Origin of the sequence: Comamonas odontotermitis (genome assembly GCF_020080045.1) — a bacterium.
In the GTDB taxonomy this organism is placed as follows: Bacteria; Pseudomonadota; Gammaproteobacteria; order Burkholderiales; family Burkholderiaceae_C; genus Comamonas; species Comamonas odontotermitis.
Genome location: NZ_CP083451.1, coordinates 1,682,246 through 1,709,237, shown reverse-complemented (window position 1 = coordinate 1,709,237; position 26,992 = coordinate 1,682,246). Strand labels below are relative to the sequence as shown.

Here is a 26,992-nt window from a genome sequence, read left to right as displayed (position 1 = left end):
TCAGACGGCAAGGTAGCAAGGTAGCAAGGTAGCAAGGTAGCAAGGATACGCGAGCACATCTCGAATGTTGATCAGGCATATCTGCTTGTCTTGGGCTGATAGGATTCATCCAGCGCACGACTTTTAGAGCCGCTAACACAACCCTTGATATGTCATTGCCTCGTCGGGCGTCTAGCCGGGGTGCCGAGCCGGGGACACCCAGCCTTGTCGTACATTTGTACCGCATGCGGATTCGCCCTACGCGGCCGGCCCGACACGGCGCCGCGCCTCAACCGCAAATCTTCGATTTGCTGGGTTGTGTTAGCAGCTCTTAGTGTATGCTGACAAGCATACAACCTGTATTCGCAAATACCAATTTGTAAGCAAAAAATATTTTCTGAAGAATTCTTCGGAGTGTGAACATACAAAAATGCGACGCACTGCTCTCGACCTTAATTTTAGAAAAACCCTAGATTTATCCAAAGATAATGGACTGAAGGTATTTTTATTTGAAGATAGCACTGAGACACTGCTGTGGCGATACGTTAAACCGAATAAGGAGACTCATAAATAATGAGCTCGTTTACCAAAAATACACATCGCTCAAAAGACCTAACAACTATTTCTTTGCAATCGCATGATATCTCACATCGAAAAAAGATAGGTGCATTCTATACCCCACTAGAAGTTTCGAATGCGCTCTCAAAGTGGAGTATTCGCTCTGTTAACGATCAAGTGCTTGAGCCCTGCTTTGGAGGATGTACATTTTTAGAGGCCGCAATCTCAAGACTTTCAGAGCTTGGACATGATTCCCCTGAGCGTAATCTATTCGGGTGTGATATTGATCCAATGGCATTTCATTATTTAGAAAAACGCATTAATCCTCAAAAAATTCCAGGTCATTTCTTTCAACAAGATTTCCTCGATTTCACCCCAGAAAAAATTCCTGGCGGCAAAGTGGATGCGGTCATTGGAAACCCACCATATATACGTCACAGCAACTTCCCTCCAAAACAACGAGAAATATTAAAGGCTAATACACGCGAATCTGAATTTCATATACATGGAAGAGCTAATCTTTGGGCATATTTTGTGCTGCATACACTCAAGTTTATAAAAACAGGCGGAAGGCTTGCCTTAGTTTTACCCGGAAGCTTTTTATATACAGACTATGCATCTTCCATCCGCGAATTAATTCAAAATTCATTTAAACATGTGGGTGCTTTTGCCTTATCCGAGCGGCTATTCATTAGCGAAGGAACGGAAGAGACTACTGTTGTGTTACTAGCAGAAGGTTTTGGAGAAAATAAAAAGCCATCAAAATTTAGAGTTAGCTACGTCGACGGAATTGAAGGACTTAAAAATTTAATTGAAGATTGGAAAAATCAAGGATTAGGCGCCAATGAAGCATTTCCGGGTCATGGCTTAGTACCAGCTGAGGTAGGGGCATTGTACGAAAAAATAAAAAAAATGCCAGAAATGAAAACAATTTCCGATATAGCAGAGCTTCGAATTGGATTAGTAACAGGAAACACAAAATTCTTTGTAAAAAATAATTCCGACTGGAAGACTCACGATATATCAAAAAAGTATTTGCGTTATATCCTACCTCGCAGTCAATATGTTCGCGGATTAACTTTAATGGAAAGTGATTGTGAATTGCATATAAAGAACGAAGTTCGTTGTTTGGCTCTTTGCACCCCGAAATCACCTTTACAAAAGCAGTTGCTGCATTATTTAAATAGCTATCCTCTCGCCGAGAGAGAAGATAACTCCACATTTAAGAGACGATCAATTTGGCATCAGTTCTTAGAAAAAAATAAAACCCCTGATGCATTTTTTATATTTATGGCAGATCAAGGACCTCGGATTGTATTAAATACAGCCAGAGTAAATGCAACAAATTCTGTATATAGAGTTTTTTTCAAGAAAGAGACGACTACTATACAGATGAAATTGGCGACAATTTCCATTTATACAACGTTATCTCAGCTAGCTGGCGAAATTCATGGTCATCCTCGAGGATCAGGAGCACTAAAGTTAGAACCATCGGGCGGCATGAAACTTACCATCTATATGCCTACCAATCGTAACAAAAAGGAAATCAATAATGCGTTTTTTGATATAGATGAAAAACTACGCCAATTAGACTTTGAAGGAGCTCGTCATGCTGCAGATGATTTTTTGTTCAAAGGACATGAAATTGCGACGTATCTCCCGGCATTGCGCTCAGGTTTGAAGTTAATCCGAAGTCGTCGCCATAGTTGAGCCAAGTACAACTATAAACCAGCGATTCTCTTAATAGTTAACGGGTGAAAATATGCGTGAAACTAGTATTCTGCGAGAAAAAATCTCTAGAGAATTAGCTAAAACAGATCCCGACTGGCATCTCATAGAAAAATTAACCAGAGAACAAGTTGACTCAGGAACAGAAAATGTTCGTTTTAGTGTTGATGCAGGCCATATTAAACGCTTAGGATTAGAACTAGTCGCAAGGCAAGAGACCGCTTTGGCTGAACTCATAAAAAACGCATATGATGCCGACTCAACAACAGTTAATGTATTTTTCGAGAATTATGACCGACCAAATGGAACATTAATAATCGAAGACGATGGTGATGGAATGTCACTAGATACAGTTCGCGATACATGGATGCGCTTGTCTACAGCTAATAAGCAAAATCACCCAGTATCTCCTCGATATGCCAGAGTCAGAGCAGGTCGAAAAGGAATCGGCCGTTTTGCCGTACAACGCTTAGGAAAATATCTTGAGCTTGAGACAGAAATTGCAGGGAGCGCATCAGGAATTAGAGTTCTATTTGACTGGGATCGTGAATTCCATTCGGGAAAGAACTTGAATGACGTTTTTAGCGTTGTCACCACATACACTAAACCGATTGAGCGGCACAGGACAAAACTTACTATTAAAGAACTGCGAGAAAGATGGTCTGAGGCCAGCATATCTCGTGTTTGGCGAACGGTTCTTTTATTGCAGCCTCCTTTTGGAATTAAGAAGATCGAATCCATTGACGAACAAGCACCTGTTGAAGACCCTGGGTTTGAGGTTCAAATAAATGGAATTTCAAGCAGAAACAAAAAAACCTCCATTGCAATTGGTTCTGATTTTTTGGATCATGCTATTGCCGAGATTAGCGGTGAAATTGACTCGTCTGGTAAGGCTGTAGCTTATGTTACTTCAAAGAAGCTAAACTTAAAAGAATCATTGACCCTAGATTCAGAATTTTTGCTAACAGGAACACTTTCATTTAAAACCTACTATTTTATTTTCAGTCCAGATGCTCTATCAGGACTCAAAAGAAATGTCGTTCAGGAAATGGGCCGCGAGTATGGTGGAATTAGAATATATCGAAATGGATTTCGAGTATCCCCTTATGGGGAACGTACTGACGATTGGCTAAAACTTGACGCCGACACGAGTCGTAGAACCTTACTTGTTCCAGCTAATAATATAAACTTCTTTGGCCAAGTAGCATTATCCTTAGAAGATAATCCGTTATTCGAGGAAACCAGCAGTAGAGAAGGTTTGATAGAAAACGAGGCATTCGAAGAATTAAGAAAATTTATACGAGGGAGCATAGAATGGGCGATTTTGCGAGTCGCGGCACTGAGAGGCCGCAAACAAACTGCTAGTCAGCGAGATTTTACCTCTACCACACGGTTAAAAAAGCCATCGGAAGTTCTGGAAGAATTCGCAGGCATTGTCGAAGAAGAAGCAAATGCCAATTCCGCACAGTATTCTTCTCATAAATTTTATGAGAGCGCATTTAGCAAAGCCAAAGAGAAAATACTAGAGTGGGAGAATAATGTTGAACAGAAGCAAACAGAGTCCCTCCAATATGAAGAAATGCTTCGTATTTTGGCATCTCTTGGATTATCAGTTTCAATGTTTGGTCACGAAATCAAAGGGATGAGAAGCTCAGTTGCTGCAAACGTATTAGTACTACAACGGCATGTAGATATACTAGATGAATCGAGTCAAAAGAAAAAAATTCAGGAGATTACTCAAACACTTAGTGTTGCTACCAATCGTATGTTTGACCTTGGAGCATATGTCTCTGGATTAATGACAAGTAATGAAAGCAGAGAATTGCGAACCCTCTCGGTAAAAGGTGCAATCGAACGCTTTCTTGAGCAATTTAGTAAATATCTAGAACGCCAAAAAATTAGCGTAGACTTCTCAATTCAAAGAGCGGAATTGAGAACAACAGAAATGCACTCAAGTGAACTTGACTCGATATTACTGAACTTTCTAACTAATTCTGTTAAATCAATGAAGTCTGCCAAAGTGAATCTAAGGCGTATAAAGATTTATATCGAAGAGGATGGTGAGAATATTCTTTTATCATTTCAAGATAATGGCACCGGTATTTCTAAAGAAATTCGAGAAAAAATATTTGACGCATTTTTTACGACCACTACTGAGACCGACAGTGATGGACTAGCAGGACCAGGTACTGGACTTGGCCTTAAGATAGTTAGCGATATCGCAAATAGTTATGGAGGATCAGTGACGGTTGGTATTCCAGACCATGACTACTCATGCAATATTGAGTTAAGACTCCCATCTTCTCATAAAAAGGCTGAAAAATGACTTTTAAGGGTGTATTTATTGATGATACGGTTGAGGCTGCTCAATATGCGGAATTGCTTTCAACACCTGGAAAGAATGGCATTTCAATTGAATACAAGCAAGTTACTCGTGCAACAGAATTAGTTGATTGGATATTTGGCAATAAAATTGATTTAGTATTACTTGATTTTCGTCTTGATGAAAATCCTGATGCTCTAGACCCTCAGCATTCGTACTTAGGCAGCGGCTTGGCACAACTACTTCGTGACAAGGCAATTAATCAGCCCAATTTAGATTTTCCAATTGTACTAGTTTCAGCTGAAAATAAATTTGAAAAATACTATTATCCAGATAGTACAGCACATGATCTATTTGATAGAACATATGGAAAAGAATTCGCAATCGAGAACACTCAAGCAATATCCAACCAATTATTAGATATTTGCATTGGGTACAAACTAATAAAAACCAATTGGAATATAGACTCAAGTCGATTTTCATTGTTTTCGTTAGAAAACAATGAACGTGAGATTATTGAAAACCAAGAAATTAGACTCGGATTATCTAATGCTGGCGCACCTCATCTAGTTGCTAGTTTTATTTTTAGAAACTTAATTGACCGCCCGGGTATTTTATTTTCTGATGAAGATATCGCTGCACGACTCGGTGTCAAAGACATAGAACCAGTAGTTTCATTTTTAAAGAAAAAAGGTGTTCTTTATAATGGAGTTTTTAGTGCAGGCTGGCGCAGATGGTGGGCTCATCGCTTTAATTTGATGGCAGAAGAAGTCTTTGGAAGAAGGCCAACAACCATGTCTGGAGAGGAGCGTGCAAATATAATCAACGATAAAATGGGAGCACTAGTCAAACCCGCAGAATCACGTTGGAATAAATCATCCAGAGAAAAATTTGCGTTTGCTTGCGCATGCTGCTCATTTCCTACCGAGATTAGGCACTCCGTTTCTGCATTCGATCCTAACACCCCTCGTTTCGCACAGAGAAAGCGTATTTGTTGGGATTGTGTTCAGACAGATAAAAATCTCCTAAAAAAGCTAGAGGTCGATGATATAGACAAAATAATTGCATCGCAGGTAAAGCACAAAAATCGCGATGAGAAAGAGCCAGAATAAGCAGAGAAATGGTATGATTCACATTCCTGAAAAAATTTATGAAGCCGGCGAAATTGGAGAGACTATTGAAACTGCCGCCAGTAAGCTTTTCGAATTTGAAATCCTTACTGATTCCGGGTATAGCGTCTTATTAGAAGAAGGACGTAGACTTAAGGTCGAAAAAAAATCAACGTCTTGGAAAATTTTTATTGACAGAGATAATCCAATAGTCTTCCGTGAGACATATGATAAGAATGGGGACAGTATTAATCCACGCATTACATGTCCAGGAATTAGCGTAGTACAGGATGACTTCTCGCATCCACCATTCAGAGCGCTAGATATTGCTATTGAGATCGATAACAAAGAGCAAAAACCGATTGCTCGTTGGCATCTTGATTGGGCCAACACTACAAATAACGTAACACAGCCTGGACCTCTAGTACATTTGCAATACGGAGGACATAATGCAGGTTATCGTGAATTAGATCATCCGCTGAAAGTACCTCGTTGGTGTCATCCGCCAATGGACTTAGTTTTGATGTGCGAAGTGATGGCAGCTAATTTTTATGAAGAGCAGTGGCAAGATCTTCGGGAAGATCAAAATTGGAATTTTGCAGTTTCTACTGCACAACAATTTTGTTACTCTTCATACTATAGAAAGTTTATTGCGGGATTTTCTACGAGGAGCAAATCAATACTGCACTCCATGTGGGCCACCGAATGGCAGAGAAATTCACAATAATTTCTTCACAGCTTCCAATTTGATAGCACTAGCAGAAATTAGTATCAGACCAATTAAATAGTTTGTGTATAGATTCCGTATGAAATTCACTATTTAGTCGAAATTTCTATTACCGACAGAACTGAATTCTCGCAGCAATTGCATTGAATTAGTTAAGCATAGCCCTTATTACAGACAACAAGATCTATTGTCAGTGTAATGAGCATTTGATTTTTATAAATAGATGAGCTGAATCGGGGCTGTTGCGAATAGTGAAAATAGGTGATTCGTGAGCAATCCCTTGATTCTTCATTTACAGCCGTACAAAGGTCTTTTTGACGGCCATATATTTCTATACATTAGTGATCCATGCCCCCCTTTTGCTGGGCAGTTCATATAGAAATCAATAAAAAAGGTGCTCTAAGACTCCGCGATATAAGTTTATACTTGATCGAGAGGGCTAGCGGGCGCCTAAATCTCACGTGGCTCACCATAGAGCTCTTCAACAAATCCGGCTAAGTCTCCTCCTAGGGCTTCCAGCCAAAGCTTGAGCTCAACTAGGTCAAGCCTACGAACACCAGTCTCACACTTACTGATGTCAGCTTGACTCCAATCCAGCCGACGCGCGAGCTCTACTTGGCTGACCTTGGCTAAGGCTCGTCTTGCTTGAAGCAATTTCAGCATCTGCTGGTATTCACGGGTGTAAAGAGTCTTTTGCATGGGCACCTAAAGCCCATAAGCTTCCATTCTTCACAGAAGTATGCGAAAATCGAATAAATCTCAGAGGAACAAATGTCTCTACATTGTCAAAAGCTCAAACATGTCGACTGCTCCCGATGGATCCTACTAAGACATGCCTCATACCTCATCCTGTCGCTTCCGCTTATAGCCAGCGTGCATATGGCTTTTGCACAATCCATTTCGACAGTCGACTGCAACCAAGACATCTTCGGCAGTGCTCAGTGCAGCACCTTCAGATCATCTTTGGTATCGTCATCTACCGGGGGACTGGATTTCGGAGCTTTCTCGCGTGGTCAGCAAGAGGCCCAGCAACGTGCGGTCCAGAATCAGCAGTACATGCAAATGCATCAGCAGCAGGAACTTATCCAGAGACAACAACAGCTCAACAATCAACAAAAGAGACAAAATCGTTCAAAACAAGACATGACAGGAAGTAATAACAATGGGCTGGACTCTTATATCGCAACTCTCCCTGCAGACCAACGAGGAGTCCTTATCGCTCGAAAAATACTAGATGGAGTGCCTATGTGTCTATATATTCCAGAAGATGAACATACTCCACATTTCGCCATTAATGGCCGAGTCAGCCCAATATTAACCATAAATGTCGACTCGTCTGATCAATGCCATTCAATGATTATTTTCAACAAAAGCGGGCGGGCAGACTAAGCCTATTCAACGATAGATTTATAAACATTTTATGAAAGAACCTATTCATGAATAATATCGGTACTTTTTTTATTACATTTTTCATTATATTTTTTAGCAATTTATCGACAGGACAGACCTATGACAAAGAAAAAAATGATATAACTTTTAAAATATTAAAGAGCTGCAATGATAGCTTGGCTCCTCCAGGTTCTTTCAAACGCGAAAATTCTGGGCAATTTGATATAGTAAAACAAATTTGTTTGTGTTATGCAGATAAAGCAGTAGAGAATTATTATCCTGATTTTTCCAAGTTTTCAATGAATAAAAGCCTAGAGGTGATGAAGACCTGCACCGAAGTTACTAGCAAGAAATTTAAGTGAATTTAAAAGAAAATTAATTTATGAATTTCTAGTCAACTTGTCAATTTGCAAATGAAATAAAGAATGAAATACGCTTACCATATATAGACAAACAAGACGTATTCGTCGGATCAAAAATCTATCTGTCATGCTGAAACCCGCATGGATGCTGGCTTTCTGACGGATACGACGGATAGACACTTTCTCTGATCAATTTTCTTAAAAAGAAAAAATGCTATAGAGACTCCGGGATCGCCTCGATCTGTCGCATCTGACGCCCTTTCGATATCGGACGTTTGATTTTGTCATTCGTCGGGGGTTAGGCTTTATCGAGACCTATCAGTTTTGAGTCAACTCAGTTATCACAATGAGCTGCTCCTTTTCGGTAGCCAGCCACGGTTGAGCGTGCGCAATAGCACGGCAGATGATGGCTGTAATCTCCGCCTCACACACTCCCCGAAACTGGGCAAGACAGACATAACTCTCCAGTTGGAATTGCTGATGTGCGTCGAGCTTCGCCCAAAGCTGTCTATAGCCGCGCATCGCCCGCGCCTGCACACATCGCTGAGGTGTCCAAAATGCTGCGCGTTCTGCAGCCAGCTCTTCCACGCAAAGGTTATCCCACCTTTGAATATTCATGGAAACTCTCCGCTTCAATAAGTCAATGGCGGTACTGCATTGGAGAACACAGCTTGCTGAAATGCGGCTATGGCATCCTCAGTAAGAATCAAAGTGATGGCATACCCTCGTGTACCACCTGGGCCGCGCAGAGATCCAATGCCCCGTTCCTGCAGCATGTTTGAGAATGCTTTCGGACTTGGAGGATTTCGGAGCCCGCTGAATCGCACATAGTCTGTCAACAATTGCGCTGCGGCCGTAAAGCCTCCCGCTATGGTGCGTTCTTGCAGCCATTCGCCCATTACGTCAGACTCGCTCCGGTATCTTTGAACAGCAGCTTTGACCGACTCGGGGGGATTCAACCCCTGCCTATACCATTCCTTTGCTCCACTAACGGCCCAATTCAGGATTCCGGACTGCTCTGCCTTGAGTTTTTCGATCAGCTTCTCGTCGCGTTTAGCCTCATCAAATTTTTGAGCAAATGGAATCATGTGCAAGCGTCGCCATATTCCGTCTGAGCCATCGCGAATAACTGGTCGATGGTTCGTCCGTAGGATAATTTTTGCAGTCGGGTAGAAATCAAAGGGCGTACCATAAAGCGCACGCGCCGTCATGCGTTCCGTCGATACCATCATCTTGATCGCACCATCGTTGAGCCGGTCGCCCTCACGTGACTCGTTGACATAAACAAGCCTACGCCCCACCAGCCGAGCAAGCTCGGGACTTGCATTGCCATGCTCAGGGCTCTTACCCACCAGCAGCGAAGCGGGAGCAGGAATGGCGAAATCCCCCAACAGCAGCGCTAGCACATCGCCACAAACGCTTTTCCCGTTCGCGCCAACGCCGTGCCAAATACCCATGACCTCCTCGCGCATGTGTCCAGTAAGGCAATAGCCGATAAATCGGCTCATGTAAGCCTGCATACTTGGATCCGGAAACACTTCGCCCATGAATTGCTCAAAACGCGGGCATGTAGCACTGGGATCGTAAGCCACACCTGCGCACATCGTAAATCCGTGCTCCGGGTCAGCGGATAGCAATTCACCGCTGCGCAGGTCAACAATGCCGTTCGTACAGCACAGTAAATCGGGCTGCCCATCGAGGGTTAACGGATCACGGCGTGCCATGTTCGCCAATGCATCCAGTACATTTTTTTGTCGCTGGGTGTTAAGCAATGATGATGCAGCCTTCAGATTAGCTTTTGCGGTAATTCTTGCATCCTCGCTATCGCATTTTATCGCTGCAGCCTGAGCATCAGCCGCATGATCACGTTCTTTCTTGGCCCATGCTTTGACCAAAGCAATAACCGCCCCTGTATCCTGTTTCCAGTAAACACCAGTCCAGATATACCATCGCCCGCGCGCGAATAAGACGCGACCCACGTGCTGACTTAAGAACACACATGCCGCGCCATCATCTGTGCCCAGGGGTGCGCAGTCACAATCATGGTCAAGGCCATCCACCGTTTCACGTTTCACGCCTTGAAATGCGGTCATATCAACACCCGTCGGGCTGTGCGTCCTCGCCAAGTGATAAAGAGTAGCGATTGTGATGCCGCCTTCGACTTTGAGCGAATTCCAGTGCCGAATCCAAGTATTGGCATTGAACTTCGGACTGAGCTGTGACCATTCGCGCGCAATCGGCTCGATGATGTCATCAGGCAAGCCTGTTGACTTCAATGCCATATTCACGCGAATCCACTTTGAATACTGTTCGACTGCATCAGGGTCGCGTTTGTTCAGCAAGTACAGTGCGCGATGAATATGGTCTACCAAATCGTGAGATGGCTTGGTAGAGGTAACAGGCCGCGCTACCATTGATTTGCGCTGAACCAACGCAGGGATAGTAGTCTCGCCGTCGTTCTTTGCGGTTGCAGCTAGCCATATATCGACGTCCAACGGTGGCAAGTCAGCGTTACGTAATTCGATGATGGTTGCGCCCTTCACCGGCAGAAACGCAATCTGGCTTGCATTCTGCTGGGCTGGGTCGATCTTGATGGCGCAATCATTGCCAGGACCAACGTTCACGCCCAGCACTTCGGACAGATGTTGGTTCATTACCAACGCTAAGCGCTTAGTTTCGCTGTCTTTCGCTGCACGGCTCAGCAGCATAATAATACGGGCGCGCGGTGTTTCAGGCTTGTGTGAAAAGGTGGTCCAGCCAAATGCCGGTCCGATGCTACGCACAGCAGCGATCAGATTCTTGAATAAATCCCAACCAGACACACCGTCAATGTCAAATACCAGCAGAGGCGATGGCTGTGCGTTCGCCGCACAGCGCCTTCCGTCGCCTCCCATCGAAGCTGCGAAATTAGGCAATGGTGCTATTGCTTTCCATTTGCTCAGCTCGCTCTTGCCCGTTGGCGGGTGTATATCAGGTAGATTAGTTGTAAATGCTTTATATAACTCGAAGAAGTTGGCAACTTGCAACTGCTGCGGGTTTATATCACGCGCGCTGCGACCCAGGCTGTAGTGGATAGGAATCATGCTGCCCCCAAATTACGCCAACGCAGAGAACCATTTTGGACAGACTTAATAATTGCCAGCACTTTACTTCGGCTGTCGCGGCTATTAGTGTCTCGCGTCAAATTCTGCAAGCATGGGCATAACACCCCGGGGAAAAAGACTGTCTCCTCTTTTTCCATGCACATCTTCAATGCAGCGCCGAGCTGGTCGAAGTGCTCAGGGTGTGAAAGGGCATTCGCCGCGACGTGTGAGTACCATGGCAGCACGTCAGGCTCCCACATGAAGGCTCGCATAACATTTTGAATAGCTAGCAATCCAAGGAAATCACTCATCCCTGCGAGCAGGCGATATCCTGCCCCGACAAAAATGGTGGCAGTTACGCTATGGTTGGTGTATATAAATTGCACTTCTTCGATAGGGGCACAATCAGCACTAAGTGCGGCAAGAGCCCATGTTGTTGCTAAGAGCGCAGCCCCGCGGCCAGGGAGGATTAAACGAAAATGAAACGCTGATATATCGCGCAACTCCGGTAGCGTGCTCATAGCATCAGGTCGCACGATTTGCACAATTTGCGAGTACTTCCAGTTTTCCTCTTTCTCCTGTTCGAGTGCTACTTTGAAGCCGAGAACTCGTTCCTCAGCGGAAGTTGGGTAGAAATTGGTTTCCATACTCCCCTCCCATTAAATAATTACAGCGGTGGGGGCGGTAGGTACAGCCAACGTGCTTTGCATGTTCGCCCAGCGCTCGGCGCGTGCAGCATGCAGTTGCTTTACTAGATCACGGATTGCCGAATCATCAGCTCCGGCGGCACGTGCTGCGGTGACTGCCTCTATCTCATGCGATGGCCATGCAGACGCGCGTCGACCAAGCTTAACGGGTTGAGGTAAGAGGCCATTAGCGCAGAGTTGGTAGATTGAGCGTTCACACATGCCAACTGCCGCCTTCACGGCAGGCATGCGGGTGTAGGTGGTAAGAATCGCCATTTTTCAGTTTCCTTCACGCTGGAACACGTTTGCAGCGCGTGAAGGTATTAAAAAGCGCTCCAACTCCGCCATATAAGGACAGAACTACCTCTTTTTTTGCACAGCATGCGCGATAACGATATCTCCCATGAGAGTTTCACGATGTGACGCACGACCTACCAAGCGTGATGCTGCACGGGCCGCTGCGCCGTCGCCCCCATTAGATAATCCTGCCTCGACGGCTATGATCTTCAGCGCTGACCACATGCTAGAACCGTCTTCACAAGCGCGGCGAACTGCTGCGTGCACTTCCCACGGACTACCCGAAGTCCTGGGCGCACCTCCTCGTATTCGTTTCGGCTGAAACCGCCCCATCGTCTCCAGGGCACTAGCCACTAAGCTGGTCACGGCTGTGGGATCGGTCGGTACAACATCGATACATTGGCCTAACATGAAACGAGCCATACGCAAGCGGATAAAGCACTCTCGCCAAATAGCTAGTCTTTGGACTTGTCCATCGTACGCTTGGTCGTGGCAGGCGAGTTCGCTTTTGTGCTTAGCCACCAAGCATTCACGCTTTTCTTCCCATGCACGTCGAACGCTGATGCTCGCACTCCCCGCCAAGAAGCCAGCGTGCAAGGCGAGGTCGGTCTTCATTTCAGATTCCAGGCTCTCCACTTCGTGCGCTTGCCTTTCAAGCAAAGCAGCGCGCTTATCGGAAACCACCTCTTTGAGCGCTGTGAGGGTGTCAGACTGGGGCGATTGGCAACACAACTCAAGAAAGGCACGTTTGGCATCACGATAAGCGTTCAAGGCCTGTCGAAACGGGTCTAACAATAAGGGGGTTTGTCCCCATTGTTTGACTACGTGAGTGATTTCAGTCAAGCGAGGAGCGTCGTCTTGCCAAATTTTTTCACTTCGATCGCCGAACATTTTTATCAGCACAGCGATGTACTCGGAGCGAGTGCGTTGCATCTGACATAGCGCTTCGCGTAAACGCTTGTTGTATCTGATCTTTTTGGCGTCTTCCGCTTTAGTAATTTGGGGCGATAGCACCGTAGCAAAGGCTTTCCAATACTGATTAATGGTGGTGAAAACACGCTCAGTGGCTTTACGCCGTGTGCGTAGATCCTTTTCGACGTTCAATGCCGTATGACAATCCTCTGCCAGCCTCCCAAACTCATCGCGCAGCTCCTTGTAATCCAATTGCTGATTGATGGCGCGGGCGTTGATAGACCCGTTCATACAGCCACCTTCTCCTGTATTGGAGCAATAGCTACTATTCCTTTAGAGCTGTGGGCGAACTTCGCCCATTCCTGCATCAGCTTCGCGCGACGCTCGAAATGATCGGTGCGCAGATAGGCGCTTTCCACGCGGTCTCCATTCACGTGAGCCAACGCACTTTCTGCAATCTCGCGCGGGTAGGCTGTGCGCTCTGCCGCCCAATCTCGGAAGGTCGAGCGAAAACCGTGAACCGTAGCGTCAACCCCGATTCTGCGCAGCACGGCGGTCAGTGTCATATCCGACAGCTGCCCCCCACGAGGTGCCCAGAAAATCAAATCTGTTCCATCAAGTCGGGGTAGCGCAGCAAGCAATGCCATCGCTTGTTCAGACAATGGCACGCGATGTGGGCGACCAGCTTTCATTCGATTAGCAGGAACATTCCATGCACTGGCTTTAAAGTCGATTTCAGACCAGACCGCACCACGTACTTCACCGCTGCGCGCTGCAGTTAGGATCGCAAACTCAAGAGCCTTGACGCCCATGCCTGAGACTTCCTTGAGGCGCTGCATGAATGCACTCAGTTCGGCATACGGTAGTGCACGATGATGCTCAACTCGCTTGACCTTGTTCGGCGCGGGTAGCAAATGGTCGAGGTGGCCGCGCCAGCGTGCAGGGTTTTCGCCTGCGCGCAGGCCCTGCACAGTAGCCCAATCAAGCACCGATTCAATTCGACCGCGCACGCGACTTGCCGTTTCGGTGCGAGTCTGCCAAATAGGCTGCAATGCTGCTACTACGTGAGCCGTTTCGATGTGGGAAACGTTCAACGGCGTAAGGATCGCAGCGTGCTGTGCCAAGCTGCTCCCCCATTGCGCACGGTGCTTGGCGTTGCGCCAACTTGGGCCGTGCGCGTCAATGTACCGCGCTGCGGCTTCACCGAACGTCACTGCTTTGATAGCATCGGCCATGCGTTGGCGCCGCAGTTCGCGCTTTGTCGCTATGGGGTCAATACCTTGCCGGATTTGCTCGCGCATTTCTCGGGCCTTTTCACGCGCAACGGCCAGCGATATTTCAGGGTATGGGCCGAGACCGATAGCGCGGCGCGTGCCGTTGATCGTGGTACGCAGCACCCATGAACGGCCTTGCCCTGTAGGCGAGACGTTGAGTCCCAGACCTGCCACGCCACCCACAGCATACCAGCCCGGCTTATCAAGCCGACGGACTTCGAGCGCGGCCATTTCTAAACTCATTTTCGGCATTGCTTTATACCTTCCTTTGCATCAAAGGATTGTACCTTGCACTGCATTTTTACGCATCACTCTGCACTATTCAATTCTAAAAAATAAATTAAAAACAATCAATTAAGTACATACAGGCATTTTCTTGCACTCTTAGATGTCGGACGCCCTCTCCGCCAAGATAAACAGAAGGTCAAATACCGCATTTGATTTTCTCCATAGAAATGCTGCAAGCTTTGGCTTGTGGCATTTTTTGTTTGTGCGCAGGCTCTCAGTCTCGGAAGTCAAGTGCCGGCGCTCAATAGAGATGCCGCCCAGTCATTGGGTTTGCGCGCATTCCTTTGTACCGGAACACAAAGCTGGCCAGATAGGCACGAACGGCAGGGCCAATCTGCTGCATTGGGATGAATGAGGAAATAAAACCTCTTGAAGATTTGGCATCCAGGGCCTGTGCCACCGATGTGACCGGATGGGGGTTTTACTGGCTCAATGAGCGCCGCTTCTGCCTTTGAGCTGCTCGGCCACTTTCTGGGCCCGATTCGCAGAGAACAACAGTTGCGCGCCCCCATGGCGAGGCCCGCGAGGCAAAGGTGGCAGGATTGACCGTCACCGGTCTGCACATCGCCGATTGATCGAGTTGGATAAACAAATGCGTCGCGCAGAGCCCTTCATTGCTCCTTCCACGCGCCACTTGGACGAGACACGGGCTTGAGGACGACAGGCTGAAGAAAGGCAGAGCGCCAGCCACGCGTGCACACCTCACACCTCATCTACGATTTGCAGGCTCCGTCAAAAATGCAGACCCGATTGCGGCCGCTCGACTTGGCCTTGTAGAGCGCCACATCTGCAGAAGAGAGCAGATGGTGAATCACATCTGTCTTTTTGAGCGTAGTAGCCACACCAACGCTGACCGTCGCGGCAATGACGCGGCCGTCTTCCATTTGAATCTGGTTGTCCTCCACGAAGGAGCGGATACGCTCCGCCACTTTGATGGCCTCGCTTTTCGAGCATCCTGGCAGCAGCACCGCAAACTCCTCTCCTCCCAGGCGCCCGACCAGATCCGGCGCCCGCACTGCTGCTTGAATCCTTTCGGCGGATGCGGCCAACACCCTGTCGCCAATGACATGCCCATAGGTGTCGTTGACCACCTTGAAATGGTCGATATCGAGCATCAGAAGACTCAGGTGCCTGCGATGCCCCTGCGCGGCCTTGATCAACTGCTCGGCTTGCGCAAAAAAAGCACGCCGCGTCAAAACACTGGTGAGTTGGTCCTCTGCAGCAATGCGCTCCAGCTCATGCGCAAGGCGCTCCCGCTCTTCAGTTGCCTTGTAGGCTTCATGAATGTCGGTACTGGTGCCGAACCAGCGCACGATCCGCCCTTCTTCGTCGCGGATGGGCAAGGCCATCACCCGCAACCAGCGGTATTCCCCTGAAAAATGACGAAAGCGGTAGTCAATGTCGTAGGCGCCGCCCGTGTGCAAGGCGTTTTGCCAGGTTGTCCAGACCCGATCCCAATGCTCAGGAAAAACCAGCGTCTTCCAGGTGTGCTCGTCGGCGTCCTGCGGATTGATGCCGGTAAATTCGCTCCACCGTCTGGAGAAATAGTCATGCTGGCCTGTTTCATTGCAACTCCAGACAATCTGGGGCAAGGCCTCCGTCAAGGTTTCGAAATGGAAGCGGCTTGCAGCCAATGCGGACGCCGTCTCCATCTGCTCCGTCACCTCGACCACCACACCCAGGAACTGGGTGGCCTTTTCATCGTCCGATCTGCTCGGCCTGCCTGAGGAAACTACCCAACGAATCTGGCCTCCGAGATCCACTACACGGTAGCGGCACCGGTACGCATTGGAGGTTTCGACAGACTGCTTGATAGCCCCAGCGACCCGCTCCCGGTCCTCTGGATGAATCGCTTCATGGAAGCGGCTGACCGGAATGCCTTTTTTGCAATCGTCTTCCGGCAAGCCGTACATTCTTGCAACATTGGCGTCTGCTTTGCTGATCTGTGTCGCCAGATCCACGGCCCAGGTTCCCACCAGACCAGACCCTTCCAGGGCATACCGCAATCCATACTCGGAATCCGTGAGCTGCTGAATGCGCAGCACCATGTCGGTGACATCGAATGGAATGCACAAAGCGGCAACAGTCCGGCCATCCGATCCCAGAACTGGCATGAAGTCAAAATGAAGCCATTGCTTGTGCACCCGACCCTGCTTTTGCACACTCAGCGGCTGCTGCTGCACGCTGAATGATTCCCCTCTCATCACCCTGCTGAGTGCCGAAGAGAACAGCAAGACATGCTGCGGCACCACCTCAAGCACCGACCGCGCATTGCATGCACCCACATCCCCGGCAAAAAGATGCTGGGCGCTTTCGTTGGCAAAAAGCACGCCTTCAGCACCAAGCATCAAAGCCATGGGCGAACGAGAATGCGCCATCAAATAGGCCACGGAGACAATGGCCTGATCCCACTGGTCAAAATCAGGCAGTCCGACTGCATGCCAATCCAGACTTGCCTGTGCCCGCAACCAGTCGGGCATAGCCGGTGTGGCATAGCTGTTATCGGAAATCTGGCGCAAATTAGGCATTTCCAACTGCACGGATCGTTTTTCCGGATGGTACTCCCATCCCAGGCCCTCCAACCCCGAGTTGTACCTGATTCACGATGCATCCCAATTCAATTCATCAGCAAAAGAAAAGTTGCGATTGCAATCAATACACGCGGCGAGTACTCTCCCGATGCATTCATCTCCCATCCCATCATTTGGAAGGCGGCTGCTCACCCAGTTTTCGGCGAAGCTCTGCCCTCCAGGCCACCGCATTTTCCTGGTGCTTCTTCAGCAGAATGCCGAGGATATATGCAGTGATCACCGCGCTGATGAGCGCAACGCCGCTCTCGTACAGAATGTCGACAACAAACTCCCTCACACCCTCCGACATGAACCCCTGCAGTAGAGAGAACTTCAGAAACTTGGCGATTGCTACAAGCACGACACCCAGGAGCGCTCCGGCCCACAGGAAAAAGCGATAGATATTGAGAGGTGCGGAGACTTCGTCAATCTGTTCCGGGTGTTCTCGAAAGTAAGCGATCTGTGCATCCGTGACCGATGCCGACTCGCTCAAAAACAAATCCAGATATAGCTCGTCACTGTCCTTTTTCGCGTTTGGCTTCATGGTTCGCTCACTTGGGTAGGGTTCAGCGCCTGAAAGGCACATCCCCCTTGGCTAAGACTTTGTCGCAGCATAGCCATCCGTCAACCTATCAATCACTCAATGTCCGCACAAGGGCAGAAGCGCCAAGGGGGTTTTAGCCCCATCACTGTGCTTCACCGGGCTTGTGAGCTGCCCACAACGCCCGCCCCCCCATAGGGCACGAATCCGCTTTCATGTTCGTTGACCCGCAGCGGCTTGCCCACGAAGGGAAAGGCGCGTTGGGGGCAGGCACTGCGCTCGCACACCTTGCAGCCCATGCCGATGGGCGTGGCAGCCTCCAGGTTGCGCAGGTCCAGGCCTTTCGAATACACGAGGCGCGCCGCGTGCTGCAGATCGCACCCCAGGCCGATGGAGAAGGTTTTGCCCGGGGCGCCCCAGCCGTGACCGGCATGGCTGATGGTGCGGGCAATCCACAGGTAGATGCGGCCGTCTGGCATGCTGGCCAGCTGCGGCACGATGCGGCCAGGCTGGGTGAAGGCCTCGTACACACCCCACAGCGGGCAGGTGCCGCCCGTCCTGGAGAAATGAAAATGCGTAGCCGATTGGCGTTTGCTGATGTTGCCTGCGCGGTCCACGCGGATGAAGAAGAACGGTACACCCGGTGCGTCAGCCCGCTGCAAGGTCGAGAGGCGGTGGCACACGGTTTCGAACCCCACACCAAAGCGACGCGCCAGCAGATCGATGTCGTATTGCAGACGCTCCGCCGCCTGCAAAAACTCGCCATAGGGCAGTACAAACGCCCCCGCCACGTAATTGGCCAGCCCCATGCGCGCGAGGCGCCGCGTGGCATCGTCCTGCCAATGGCTGGCGTTCAGCACTTGTTCGATCAAGCCGTCAAACTCCAGCAGGGCCAGTTGCGTAGCCAGCTGAAACGCCTGCTGGGCAGGGCGCAGCTGGGTGGCCACATGGAGGGTTCGGGTGGCGGCATCAAAGTAGCGGTGGCGCTGGTGGTTCGGAGATCGCAGCACCAGCACCTGGTGCCGCGCCTGCAAACGGTACTGCAGCCACTCCTGCTGGCTGCCGGCCTGCGAGCCGGCTTGCTCCCTGGCCTGCTGTGCCAGATTTTCGGCTGCACGGTCCAGCGCATCAAAATGGTTGCGATGGGCAAAGAAGAAGTCGCGTACCGCCTCAAACGGCATTTGCCGGTGGGGCCCGTGCACCTGGATGGCAACCGCTCCCTCGTCCAGCTCGGCACGCCCGTCACCCAGGCGCGCAGCCAGCGCCTCCAGCCGTTCGGTATCGGCCAGGTGACGCTGGTGCATGGCCAGCAGCGCCTGCGCCAGTTGCGGCAGCCGGGATGCAACCTCGCGCAGCTCCGGCAGCGGCACAGCACCTTCCGGCGCGGGCATGGCGGCCATGGCATCGCGCAGCCGGGCCAGCAGGCGCGCCTCCTCGTCTTCGGAGAACTGCTGAATGTCCACGCCCAGCACTTTGTGAATCTTGAGCAGCACCGGCACGGTGAGCGGGCGTTGGTCCTGCTCGATCTGGTTGAGATAGCTGGGCGATAGCTCCAGCGCCTGCGCCAGCGCGGCCTGGGTCATGCCGCGTTCGGCACGCAGGCTGCGCAGTCGCACGCCCATGAAGGTCTTGGCCATTTCTTCCGTCTCCACTCTGGTGAGTCACCGAGAAATTTGCAAAATTCGCAAACTTTTCATTTCTCTTTCGCAATCATTCGCCAATTCAGGCCTGGGCTTACCGCATGCAATTGCGTAGATTGCGAAGTATGGCAGATTCACCAGCGCCTTCAAACCTGTGCTGGTCGTGACTGCCCCCTACTTCAGGAGATTCGTATGCGCATCGTGGCAGAACCCAGCATCCAGCATCCAGCCCCGGCGGCTGGCAGTTTCAAACCCAAGAAATCCGTGGCCCTGTCGGGCGTGACGGCCGGCAATACCGCGCTATGCACCGTCGGCAAGACTGGCAACGATCTGCACTACCGTGGCTATGACATTCTGGATATCGCTGAAGTTTGCGAATTCGAGGAAATCGCCCACCTGCTGGTGCACGGCAAGTTGCCCACGCGCGCCGAGCTCAGGGCCTACAAGACCCGGCTGAAGTCACTGCGCGGCCTGCCCGGCAGCGTAAAGGCCGCGCTCGAACAGTTGCCAGCCGCCAGCCACCCCATGGATGTGATGCGCACCGGCGTATCTGCCCTGGGCTGCGCGCTTCCCGAGAAGGACGACCACAACCTGGCAGGCAGCCGGGATATCGCCGACCGGCTGATGGCCTCGCTTGGCAGCATGCTGCTGTATTGGTACCACTTCAGCAATTCGGGCCGCCGCATCGAGGTCGAGACCGACGATGAATCCATTGGCGGCCATTTTCTGCACCTGCTGCATGGCACCAGGCCATCGGACAGCTGGGTGCGCGCCATGCATACATCGCTCAATCTGTATGCCGAGCACGAATTCAATGCGTCCACCTTCACCGCCCGCGTGGTGGCAGGTACCGGCAGCGATGTGTATTCGGCCATCACGGGCGCCATCGGCGCGCTGCGCGGCCCCAAGCATGGCGGTGCCAACGAGGTGGCCTTCGAGATCCAGAAACGCTATGACAACCCGGCCGAAGCAGAGGCGGATATCCGGCGGCGCGTGGAAGCCAAGGAGGTGGTGATCGGATTCGGCCACCCGGTCTACACGGTCAGCGACCCACGCAACGTGGTGATCAAGGGCGTGGCCAGGCAGCTGTCCGATGAAGCAGACAGCACCAAGATGTACGACATTGCCGAGCGCCTGGAATCGGTGATGTGGGACGTCAAGAAGATGTTCCCCAACCTCGACTGGTTCAGCGCCGTGAGCTACCACATGATGGGCGTGCCCACCGCCATGTTCACGCCGCTGTTCGTGATTGCGCGCACCAGCGGCTGGGCGGCCCACATCATCGAGCAACGGCAGGACAACAAGATCATCCGCCCGAGCGCCAACTACACCGGCCCGGACGACCAGCAGTTCGTGCCGATTGACGAGCGTCAATAAGTACGGAGCCCCATGACGGCGTCATCCATGCAACCCTATTCCCTGTGCATTGCCATTGCCGAGAAGCTGCGCACGCGCATCCTGAACCACCAGATGCCGCCCGGCAGCGACATCAACGATGGTGCGCTGGCCCAGGAATTCGGCGTGAGCCGCACGCCGGTGCGTGAAGCGATGAAGCTCCTGTGCCACGAAGGCCTGCTGACCGCACAGCCCCGGCGAGGCATGAGCGTGACACGACTCACCCCAGCCCAGGTGGCCGAAGCCCAGCAGCTGTGCAGCCTGCTGGCGAGCCACCTGGCCCAATTGCAGAGACAGCCCTCCGCCGCCAGCACGGGGCTGACGCGCCAGCTCTATGGCGTGGCCCACGCCCGTCTGCAACTGGCGCGCGGGCCGGATGCCTGCATGCCGCTGAACTTTTCCACCACACCATCCGCGCCGGCCCAACCCGCATTGGCCGACTGAAAACCACGAGAAGACCGAACCATGCGTACGCCCCCCAGCAGCAACCTCTACCGCCAGCCATTGGCAGGCACATCGCTGCACTACTACAACGCCCAGGCCGCAGTGGATGCCATCCACCCCGGCGCCTGGGCCACGCTGCCCTATACCAGTCGCGTTCACGCCGAAAACCTGGTGCGCCGCTGCGACCCCGCCATCCTCACCGAATGCTTGACCCAGATCACGTTGCGCAAACGCGAACGCGACTTTCCATGGTTTCCGGCGCGCGTGGTGTGCCACGACATCCTGGGCCAGACCGCGCTGGTGGATCTGGCCGGCCTGCGCGATGCCATTGCAAGCCAGGGGGGCGATCCGGCGGCGGTGAACCCGGTCGTGCCCGTGCAGCTCATCGTGGACCATTCGCTTTCCGTGGAGTGCGGTGGCTTCGACCCGCAGGCCTTTGAAAAGAACCGTGCCATTGAAGACCGGCGCAACGAAGACCGCTTCCACTTCATCGACTGGTGCAAGCGCGCCTTCCTGAATGTGGAGGTGATCGCACCGGGCAACGGCATCATGCACCAGATCAATCTGGAACGCATGAGCCCCGTGGTCCACGCCGTCAACGGCGAGGCCTACCCCGACACCCTGGTGGGCACCGACAGCCACACGCCGCATGTCGATGCACTGGGCGTCATCGCCGTGGGCGTGGGCGGGCTCGAAGCCGAGAGCGTGATGCTGGGCCGCGCCTCCTGGATGCGCCTGCCCGAGATCGTCGGCGTGCAGCTACAAGGCAAGCGCCAGCCGGGGATCACCGCCACGGATATCGTGCTCGCGCTGACGCAGTTTCTGCGCCAGCAGAAAGTGGTGGGCGCCTACCTGGAATTCTTTGGCGATGGCGCGCGCAGCCTCACCATTGGCGACCGCGCCACCATCTCCAACATGGCGCCCGAATACGGCGCCACGGCCGCCATGTTTGCCATCGACGAGCAGACCATCGATTACCTGCGGCTGACAGGCCGCGATCCCGCGCAGGTACAACTGGTGGAAACCTATGCCCGGCAGGCAGGCCTGTGGGCCGACACGCTGGAACATGCCGAGTACGAGCGCACCTTGCACTTCGACCTGTCCTCCGTCGTGCGCAATATGGCGGGCCCCTCCAACCCGCATGCGCGGCTCCCCACCACCGATCTGGCTGCGCGAGGCATTGCCGGTGCATGGGTGGAGGAAGATGGCCGCATGCCAGACGGGGCCGTCATCATCGCTGCCATCACCAGTTGCACCAACACCAGCAACCCGCGCAACGTGATCGCCGCCGGCCTGCTGGCGCGCAATGCCCGCAACCTGGGCCTGGCGCGCAAGCCCTGGGTCAAGTCATCGCTGGCCCCGGGCTCCAGAACGGTGCCGCTGTACCTGCAGCAGGCGGGGCTGCTTGGCGATCTGGAAGCGCTGGGCTTTGGCGTGGTCGCCTTTGCCTGCACCACCTGCAACGGCATGAGCGGCGCACTCAGCCCGGCCATTCAGCAAGAGATCATCGACCGCGATCTCTACACCACGGCCGTGCTCTCGGGCAACCGCAACTTTGACGGGCGCATCCACCCCTACGCCAGGCAGGCGTTCCTCGCCTCTCCGCCGCTCGTGGTGGCTTACGCAATTGCAGGCACCATCCGCTTTGACATTGAAAACGACGTGCTGGGCATGCACCAGGGGCGCGAGATCCGGCTCAGGGACATCTGGCCCAGCGATGAAGAGATCGACACGGTGGCAAAAGCGGCTGTCAGGCCCGAGCAGTTCCGCGCCGTGTACGAGCCCATGTTCGCCATTCACCATAACGCCAGCGCCCAGGAAGAGGCGCTCTACCCCTGGCGCCCGCAAAGCACCTACATCCGCCGCCCACCCTACTGGGAGGGTGCCCTGGCTGGCGAGCGCTCGCTGCGCGGCATGCGGCCCCTGGCCATCCTGCCGGACAACATCACCACCGACCATCTCTCGCCCTCCAACGCCATCCTGATGGACTCTGCCGCAGGCGAATACCTGCACCGCATGGGCCTGCCGGAAGAAGACTTCAACTCCTACGCCACCCATCGCGGCGACCACCTCACGGCCCAGCGCGCCACCTTCGCCAACCCCCAACTGTTCAACGAAATGGTGAGGAACGCCGATGGCAGCGTAAGACAGGGCTCTCTGGCACGCGTGGAGCCGGAAGGCCGCGTCATGCGCATGTGGGAAGCCATAGAAACCTATATGGACCGCAGGCAGCCGCTCATCATCATTGCGGGCGCCGACTACGGCCAGGGCTCCAGCCGCGACTGGGCAGCCAAGGGCGTGCGCCTCGCGGGCGTGGAAGCCATCGCAGCGGAAGGCTTCGAGCGCATCCACCGCACCAACCTGATCGGCATGGGCGTGCTGCCGCTGGAGTTTGTACCCGGCACCACGCGCCTGACACTGGGCCTCGATGGCACGGAAACCTTTGACGTGCTTGGCAGGCGCGAGCCGCGTGCCCGCCTGGTATTGGCCGTGCACCGCCGCGATGGCTCCCACCTGGAAGTGCCGGTGATCTGCCGCCTCGATACCGCAGAGGAAGTCAGCATTTACGAGGCGGGTGGCGTGCTGCAGCGCTTTGCACAGGATTTTCTGGCAGAAAATGATGAAAAACTGCTGGAGCCGCAAGTGTAGAAAGCGCCAAACGCTATCAAATTTGATGCCCCAGATACAACCAATATGCGGTGCGCTGCAGCCTGCACGCGCCCCACACAGAAAGACAGCATGAGAGACAAGCAGCGGACAGCACCGCAAATCAGGATTGCCGCCACCTACCTGCGCGGCGGCACGAGTAAAGGTGTTTTCTTCCATCTGCAGGACCTGCCAGCCGCAGCCCAGCAGCCGGGCCCCGTGCGCGATGCCATCTTTCTGCGCGCGCTGGGCAGCCCCGACCCATACGGCAAGCAGATCGACGGCATGGGAAATGCATCGTCCAGCACCAGCAAAGGCGTCATCCTGAGCCGCAGCACGCGCGAAGGCCATGATGTGGACTACCTTTTCGGCCAGGTTTCCATCGACAGGCCTTTTGTGGACTGGAGCGGCAACTGCGGCAACCTCAGCGCCGCCGTCGGCCCCTGCGCCATCCACATGGGCCTGATCAGCCCGGAGAGAATTCCGCACAACGGCACGGTCACCGTGCGCATCTGGCAGGCCAATATCGGCAAGACCATCGTGGCGCACGTTCCCATCACCGAAGGGCAGGTTCAGGAAACCGGCGATTTCGAGCTGGATGGCGTCACCTTCCCCGCTGCCGAAGTGGCGCTGGAGTTTGTTGACCCTGCCGATGAAGGCGAGGCGGGTGACGCAGGCGCCGGGATTTTCCCGACTGGCAACCTCATCGACCAGCTGGATGTGCCCGGTATCGGCCGCTTTGCCGTGACCATGGTCAATTCCGGTATCCCCACCATCTTCCTGAACGCCGGTGACCTGGGCTACAACGGCACCGAACTGCAGGACGCCATCAACAACGATGCAGACGCCCTGGCCAGGCTGGAAACCATCCGCGCCCACGGCGCGCTCCGCATGGGCCTGATTCACGATCTGGCAGAGGCGGCCACGCGCCAGCACACGCCCAAGATTGCCTTGGTGGCACCACCCGTGGGCTACCAGGCGGCAGGCGGTAAAAACATTGACGCCAGGGACATCGACCTGACGGTGCGCGCCCTCTCCATGGGCAAGCTGCACCACGCCATGATGGGCACCGCAGCCGTGGCCATCGGCACCGCAGCGGCGATACCCGGCACGCTGGTAAACCTGGCTGCAGGCGGTGGCGAGCGGCAGGCCGTGCGCTTTGGCCACCCAAGCGGCACGCTGCGCGTGGGCTCCGAGGTACAGCTCGTCAACGGCGAGTGGCAGGTCACCAAGGCCTTGATGAGCCGCAGCGCGCGGATTCTGATGGAAGGCTGGATTCGGGTACCCGGCGAGGTGCTGCTTGCCAAGTAGCGGGGCTCAACATACCCAACCACTCTTCCGCGCTTTACACAAGCGCGCCTTGCGCTATCAAAAACAGAGAAGACAAGAGAGAAACCATGAATTCCAGGCAACAACTCAAAGCCTTGGCTGATGCACGCCGGGGCGTCATCGTACCGGGCGCCTTCAATGCCTTGTCGGCCCGGCTGATCGCCGACCTGGGCTTTGAAGCCATTTACGTGACCGGCGCCGGTGTCACCAATATGTGGTTCGGCATGCCCGACCAGGGCTTCATGGGCCTGACCGACATTGCCGACCACACAGCCCGCATCCGCGACGCGGTGGAGGTGCCGCTGCTCGTCGACGCCGACACGGGTTTTGGCAACGCCGTCAACACCTACCACGCCGTGCGCACGCTGGAGCGCGCAGGCGCTGACTGCATTCAGCTCGAAGACCAGGTCAGCCCCAAGCGCTGCGGCCACTTCAATGGCAAGGCGGTGATCGAGACCAGCGAGATGCTGAGCAAGATCAAGGCCGCCGTCGACGCCCGGCGCGACGAAGGCACCCTCATCATGGCCCGCACCGATGCGGCCGCCGTCCACGGTTTCGAGGCCGCCATCGAACGCGCCCAGGCCTTTGAGGAAGCAGGTGCCGATATTCTGTTCGTCGAAGCCGTGACCGAGCAGGCACAGGTGCGTGCCCTGCCCCAGCGGATCAAGGCACCCCAGCTCATGAACATGGTGATCGGCGGCAAGACCCCCATCTTCAATGCCGATGAACTGGGCCAGCTGGGCTTTGGCTTTGTGCTCTACGCCAACGCGGCCCTGCAGGGCGCCGTGGCCGGTATGCAGAAGTGCCTGACGCTGCTGCGCGATACCCATCAGGTGAACGAAGACCCGGCCATCGTCGCCCCGTTTCTGGAACGCCAGCGCCTCGTGAACAAGGATTTCTGGGATTCGCTGGAGCAGAAGTACAGGTAAGCGCCAGAGCTATGGCGATTGAGAATCTAAATGAAATCGGGCTATGGTGCTCGTACATAAAGCGCCATTCGCTCCCTTATCGATAGCAGACTACGCTCCGTCAGCTACCACGTGGGGCGGCTTCTACGGCAGCGCCGCCCCGCGTGGCCGCCAGCCCTGCAGCATCAACTCCAGCGCCTGCATGGCGTCGGCCAGACGTGAGGCAGGTGCGCCTTCCTCCGCTATCCAGAATGCCGCTTCGACGAGGCAGCCGTTGAGCACGCGGGCCAGCGCCTGGGGGCTTGCGCGAACGATCACGCCCTGCTCCATCAGCCCTTGCAGGTAATTGGCGACAAACTGGATGCACTTGCGGTGCTGCTCACCCTGGTCCGTGCCGGTGAGGACGGAGCGCGCATCCTGCAGCACGATGCGGCGGATCTCCGCCTCCTGCGCCATGGCCAGATAAGCGCGGCAATAGGCCAGAAAGCCCTCCCACGGATCGGCATGGGCCTGCAGCACGGCTTCGAGCCGCTCGTCCATTTCGGCATCCATCTGCGCCACCACCGCCGCCAGCAGGCCGGGCTTGCCGCCAAAGTGATGGTACAGCGCGCCACGCGTCAGCCCCGCCTGCGCGGTCAGCTCGTCCATTGAGGCCTGCGCATACCCCTGCGCCGCAAACGCACGCCTGCCTGCCACAACCAGTTTGGCGCGGGTGGCCTCAATCATGCTGGCGCGGCTTTGGCGCATGCTGGACTCCATTCACATACAAATCGTATGCTAATGATACGTCGAGGCCCCGTCTTG

At 53.2% G+C, this 26,992-nt stretch carries 22 protein-coding genes; 11 read left to right on the top strand and 11 right to left on the bottom strand.

What is annotated here, in order from left to right; genetic code table 11:
• Window positions 1-552 precede the first annotated feature (552 nt).
• From LAD35_RS07950 to LAD35_RS07935, 4 genes are read left to right on the top strand one after another with little or no spacing between them, the layout of a single operon-like run.
• Window positions 553-2,247, top strand: a complete 1,695-nt coding sequence (locus LAD35_RS07950; RefSeq protein WP_224152156.1) for an HsdM family class I SAM-dependent methyltransferase — start codon at window positions 553-555, stop codon at window positions 2,245-2,247.
• 52 nt (window positions 2,248-2,299) lie between these two features.
• On the top strand, window positions 2,300-4,591 hold the full coding sequence (locus LAD35_RS07945; RefSeq protein ID WP_224152155.1) for a sensor histidine kinase: 2,292 nt from the start codon (window positions 2,300-2,302) through the stop codon (window positions 4,589-4,591).
• Window positions 4,588-5,700 carry a hypothetical protein gene (locus LAD35_RS07940; RefSeq protein ID WP_224152154.1) on the top strand — a complete coding sequence of 371 codons (1,113 nt, stop codon included), beginning with the start codon at window positions 4,588-4,590 and terminating at the stop codon, window positions 5,698-5,700. The genes LAD35_RS07945 and LAD35_RS07940 overlap by 4 nt, the downstream gene beginning before the upstream one ends.
• 13 nt (window positions 5,701-5,713) lie before the next feature.
• Window positions 5,714-6,424: a hypothetical protein gene (locus LAD35_RS07935; RefSeq protein WP_224152153.1), complete on the top strand. Its 711-nt coding sequence runs from the start codon at window positions 5,714-5,716 to the stop codon at window positions 6,422-6,424.
• 450 nt (window positions 6,425-6,874) lie between these two features.
• Here LAD35_RS07935 and LAD35_RS07930 read toward each other — a convergent pair whose 3' ends face one another.
• Window positions 6,875-7,123 carry a helix-turn-helix domain-containing protein gene (locus LAD35_RS07930; protein ID WP_224152152.1) on the bottom strand — a complete coding sequence of 83 codons (249 nt, stop codon included), beginning with the start codon at window positions 7,121-7,123 and terminating at the stop codon, window positions 6,875-6,877.
• Window positions 7,124-7,303: 180 nt separating this feature from the next.
• On the opposite strand from LAD35_RS07930, the gene LAD35_RS07925 reads away from it, so the two are divergent.
• Together LAD35_RS07925 and LAD35_RS07920 are read left to right on the top strand one after the other, a co-directional pair.
• Window positions 7,304-7,813 (top strand): hypothetical protein, encoded by a 510-nt coding sequence (locus tag LAD35_RS07925; RefSeq protein ID WP_224152151.1) that lies wholly within the window; start codon window positions 7,304-7,306, stop codon window positions 7,811-7,813.
• A gap of 47 nt (window positions 7,814-7,860) precedes the next feature.
• Window positions 7,861-8,175 carry a hypothetical protein gene (locus LAD35_RS07920; RefSeq protein ID WP_224152150.1) on the top strand — a complete coding sequence of 105 codons (315 nt, stop codon included), beginning with the start codon at window positions 7,861-7,863 and terminating at the stop codon, window positions 8,173-8,175.
• A 318-nt stretch (window positions 8,176-8,493) separates the two neighbouring features.
• Here LAD35_RS07920 and LAD35_RS07915 read toward each other — a convergent pair whose 3' ends face one another.
• From LAD35_RS07915 to LAD35_RS07875, 9 genes are all read right to left on the bottom strand, one after another.
• The gene (locus LAD35_RS07915) at window positions 8,494-8,793 is read right to left on the bottom strand and encodes a hypothetical protein (protein ID WP_224152149.1); all 300 of its coding nucleotides are present in this window, start codon (window positions 8,791-8,793) and stop codon (window positions 8,494-8,496) included.
• A 14-nt stretch (window positions 8,794-8,807) separates the two neighbouring features.
• Window positions 8,808-11,258, bottom strand: a complete 2,451-nt coding sequence (locus LAD35_RS07910) for a phage/plasmid primase, P4 family (RefSeq protein ID WP_224152148.1) — start codon at window positions 11,256-11,258, stop codon at window positions 8,808-8,810.
• Window positions 11,255-11,905: a hypothetical protein gene (locus LAD35_RS07905; protein WP_224152147.1), complete on the bottom strand. Its 651-nt coding sequence runs from the start codon at window positions 11,903-11,905 to the stop codon at window positions 11,255-11,257. Before LAD35_RS07905 ends, LAD35_RS07910 begins: the two co-directional genes overlap by 4 nt.
• 12 nt (window positions 11,906-11,917) lie before the next feature.
• Window positions 11,918-12,220 carry a helix-turn-helix transcriptional regulator gene (locus tag LAD35_RS07900; RefSeq protein WP_224152146.1) on the bottom strand — a complete coding sequence of 101 codons (303 nt, stop codon included), beginning with the start codon at window positions 12,218-12,220 and terminating at the stop codon, window positions 11,918-11,920.
• Between the two features lie 84 nt (window positions 12,221-12,304).
• The gene (locus LAD35_RS07895; RefSeq protein ID WP_224152145.1) at window positions 12,305-13,444 is read right to left on the bottom strand and encodes a hypothetical protein; all 1,140 of its coding nucleotides are present in this window, start codon (window positions 13,442-13,444) and stop codon (window positions 12,305-12,307) included.
• On the bottom strand, window positions 13,441-14,670 hold the full coding sequence (locus LAD35_RS07890; protein WP_317986735.1) for a tyrosine-type recombinase/integrase: 1,230 nt from the start codon (window positions 14,668-14,670) through the stop codon (window positions 13,441-13,443). Before LAD35_RS07890 ends, LAD35_RS07895 begins: the two co-directional genes overlap by 4 nt.
• 758 nt (window positions 14,671-15,428) lie before the next feature.
• Window positions 15,429-17,255 carry a sensor domain-containing diguanylate cyclase gene (locus LAD35_RS07885; RefSeq protein ID WP_224152143.1) on the bottom strand — a complete coding sequence of 609 codons (1,827 nt, stop codon included), beginning with the start codon at window positions 17,253-17,255 and terminating at the stop codon, window positions 15,429-15,431.
• Between the two features lie 160 nt (window positions 17,256-17,415).
• Complete coding sequence (locus tag LAD35_RS07880) at window positions 17,416-17,829, bottom strand: hypothetical protein (RefSeq protein ID WP_224152142.1); 414 nt, start codon at window positions 17,827-17,829, stop codon at window positions 17,416-17,418.
• A 152-nt stretch (window positions 17,830-17,981) separates the two neighbouring features.
• Window positions 17,982-19,463, bottom strand: a complete 1,482-nt coding sequence (locus tag LAD35_RS07875; protein ID WP_224152141.1) for a short-chain fatty acyl-CoA regulator family protein — start codon at window positions 19,461-19,463, stop codon at window positions 17,982-17,984.
• A 195-nt stretch (window positions 19,464-19,658) separates the two neighbouring features.
• On the opposite strand from LAD35_RS07875, the gene prpC reads away from it, so the two are divergent.
• From prpC to LAD35_RS07850, 5 genes are all read left to right on the top strand, one after another.
• The gene (prpC, locus tag LAD35_RS07870) at window positions 19,659-20,843 is read left to right on the top strand and encodes a bifunctional 2-methylcitrate synthase/citrate synthase (RefSeq protein WP_224152140.1); all 1,185 of its coding nucleotides are present in this window, start codon (window positions 19,659-19,661) and stop codon (window positions 20,841-20,843) included.
• Window positions 20,844-20,870: 27 nt separating this feature from the next.
• Window positions 20,871-21,305: a GntR family transcriptional regulator gene (locus LAD35_RS07865; protein ID WP_224152139.1), complete on the top strand. Its 435-nt coding sequence runs from the start codon at window positions 20,871-20,873 to the stop codon at window positions 21,303-21,305.
• A gap of 21 nt (window positions 21,306-21,326) precedes the next feature.
• On the top strand, window positions 21,327-23,954 hold the full coding sequence (acnD, locus tag LAD35_RS07860; RefSeq protein WP_224152138.1) for a Fe/S-dependent 2-methylisocitrate dehydratase AcnD: 2,628 nt from the start codon (window positions 21,327-21,329) through the stop codon (window positions 23,952-23,954).
• A gap of 90 nt (window positions 23,955-24,044) precedes the next feature.
• A complete protein-coding gene (prpF, locus tag LAD35_RS07855) occupies window positions 24,045-25,262 on the top strand; it encodes a 2-methylaconitate cis-trans isomerase PrpF (RefSeq protein ID WP_224152137.1) in 1,218 nt (405 codons plus the stop codon).
• An 86-nt stretch (window positions 25,263-25,348) separates the two neighbouring features.
• Window positions 25,349-26,209 (top strand): isocitrate lyase/PEP mutase family protein, encoded by an 861-nt coding sequence (locus LAD35_RS07850; protein WP_224152136.1) that lies wholly within the window; start codon window positions 25,349-25,351, stop codon window positions 26,207-26,209.
• 123 nt (window positions 26,210-26,332) lie between these two features.
• Here the strand turns inward: LAD35_RS07850 and LAD35_RS07845 are convergent, their stop codons facing one another.
• The gene (locus tag LAD35_RS07845; protein WP_224152135.1) at window positions 26,333-26,935 is read right to left on the bottom strand and encodes a TetR/AcrR family transcriptional regulator; all 603 of its coding nucleotides are present in this window, start codon (window positions 26,933-26,935) and stop codon (window positions 26,333-26,335) included.
• Window positions 26,936-26,992: the final 57 nt, after the last annotated feature.

Coding starts and splice junctions, on each gene's coding strand:
- LAD35_RS07940 (WP_224152154.1), top strand. CDS start 4,588: ATGACTTTTAAGGGTGTATTTATTGATGATACGGTTGAGGCTGCTCAA.
- LAD35_RS07850 (WP_224152136.1), top strand. CDS start 25,349: ATGAATTCCAGGCAACAACTCAAAGCCTTGGCTGATGCACGCCGGGGC.
- LAD35_RS07865 (WP_224152139.1), top strand. CDS start 20,871: ATGCAACCCTATTCCCTGTGCATTGCCATTGCCGAGAAGCTGCGCACG.
- LAD35_RS07845 (WP_224152135.1), bottom strand. CDS start 26,935: ATGCGCCAAAGCCGCGCCAGCATGATTGAGGCCACCCGCGCCAAACTG.
- LAD35_RS07890 (WP_317986735.1), bottom strand. CDS start 14,670: ATGAGTTTAGAAATGGCCGCGCTCGAAGTCCGTCGGCTTGATAAGCCG.
- prpC (WP_224152140.1), top strand. CDS start 19,659: ATGCGCATCGTGGCAGAACCCAGCATCCAGCATCCAGCCCCGGCGGCT.
- LAD35_RS07925 (WP_224152151.1), top strand. CDS start 7,304: ATGGCTTTTGCACAATCCATTTCGACAGTCGACTGCAACCAAGACATC.
- LAD35_RS07905 (WP_224152147.1), bottom strand. CDS start 11,905: ATGGAAACCAATTTCTACCCAACTTCCGCTGAGGAACGAGTTCTCGGC.
- LAD35_RS07945 (WP_224152155.1), top strand. CDS start 2,300: ATGCGTGAAACTAGTATTCTGCGAGAAAAAATCTCTAGAGAATTAGCT.
- LAD35_RS07895 (WP_224152145.1), bottom strand. CDS start 13,444: ATGAACGGGTCTATCAACGCCCGCGCCATCAATCAGCAATTGGATTAC.
- LAD35_RS07900 (WP_224152146.1), bottom strand. CDS start 12,220: ATGGCGATTCTTACCACCTACACCCGCATGCCTGCCGTGAAGGCGGCA.
- prpF (WP_224152137.1), top strand. CDS start 24,045: ATGAGAGACAAGCAGCGGACAGCACCGCAAATCAGGATTGCCGCCACC.
- LAD35_RS07920 (WP_224152150.1), top strand. CDS start 7,861: ATGAATAATATCGGTACTTTTTTTATTACATTTTTCATTATATTTTTT.
- LAD35_RS07915 (WP_224152149.1), bottom strand. CDS start 8,793: ATGAATATTCAAAGGTGGGATAACCTTTGCGTGGAAGAGCTGGCTGCA.
- LAD35_RS07950 (WP_224152156.1), top strand. CDS start 553: ATGAGCTCGTTTACCAAAAATACACATCGCTCAAAAGACCTAACAACT.
- LAD35_RS07935 (WP_224152153.1), top strand. CDS start 5,714: ATGATTCACATTCCTGAAAAAATTTATGAAGCCGGCGAAATTGGAGAG.
- LAD35_RS07880 (WP_224152142.1), bottom strand. CDS start 17,829: ATGAAGCCAAACGCGAAAAAGGACAGTGACGAGCTATATCTGGATTTG.
- LAD35_RS07875 (WP_224152141.1), bottom strand. CDS start 19,463: ATGGCCAAGACCTTCATGGGCGTGCGACTGCGCAGCCTGCGTGCCGAA.
- LAD35_RS07930 (WP_224152152.1), bottom strand. CDS start 7,123: ATGCAAAAGACTCTTTACACCCGTGAATACCAGCAGATGCTGAAATTG.
- LAD35_RS07910 (WP_224152148.1), bottom strand. CDS start 11,258: ATGATTCCTATCCACTACAGCCTGGGTCGCAGCGCGCGTGATATAAAC.
- acnD (WP_224152138.1), top strand. CDS start 21,327: ATGCGTACGCCCCCCAGCAGCAACCTCTACCGCCAGCCATTGGCAGGC.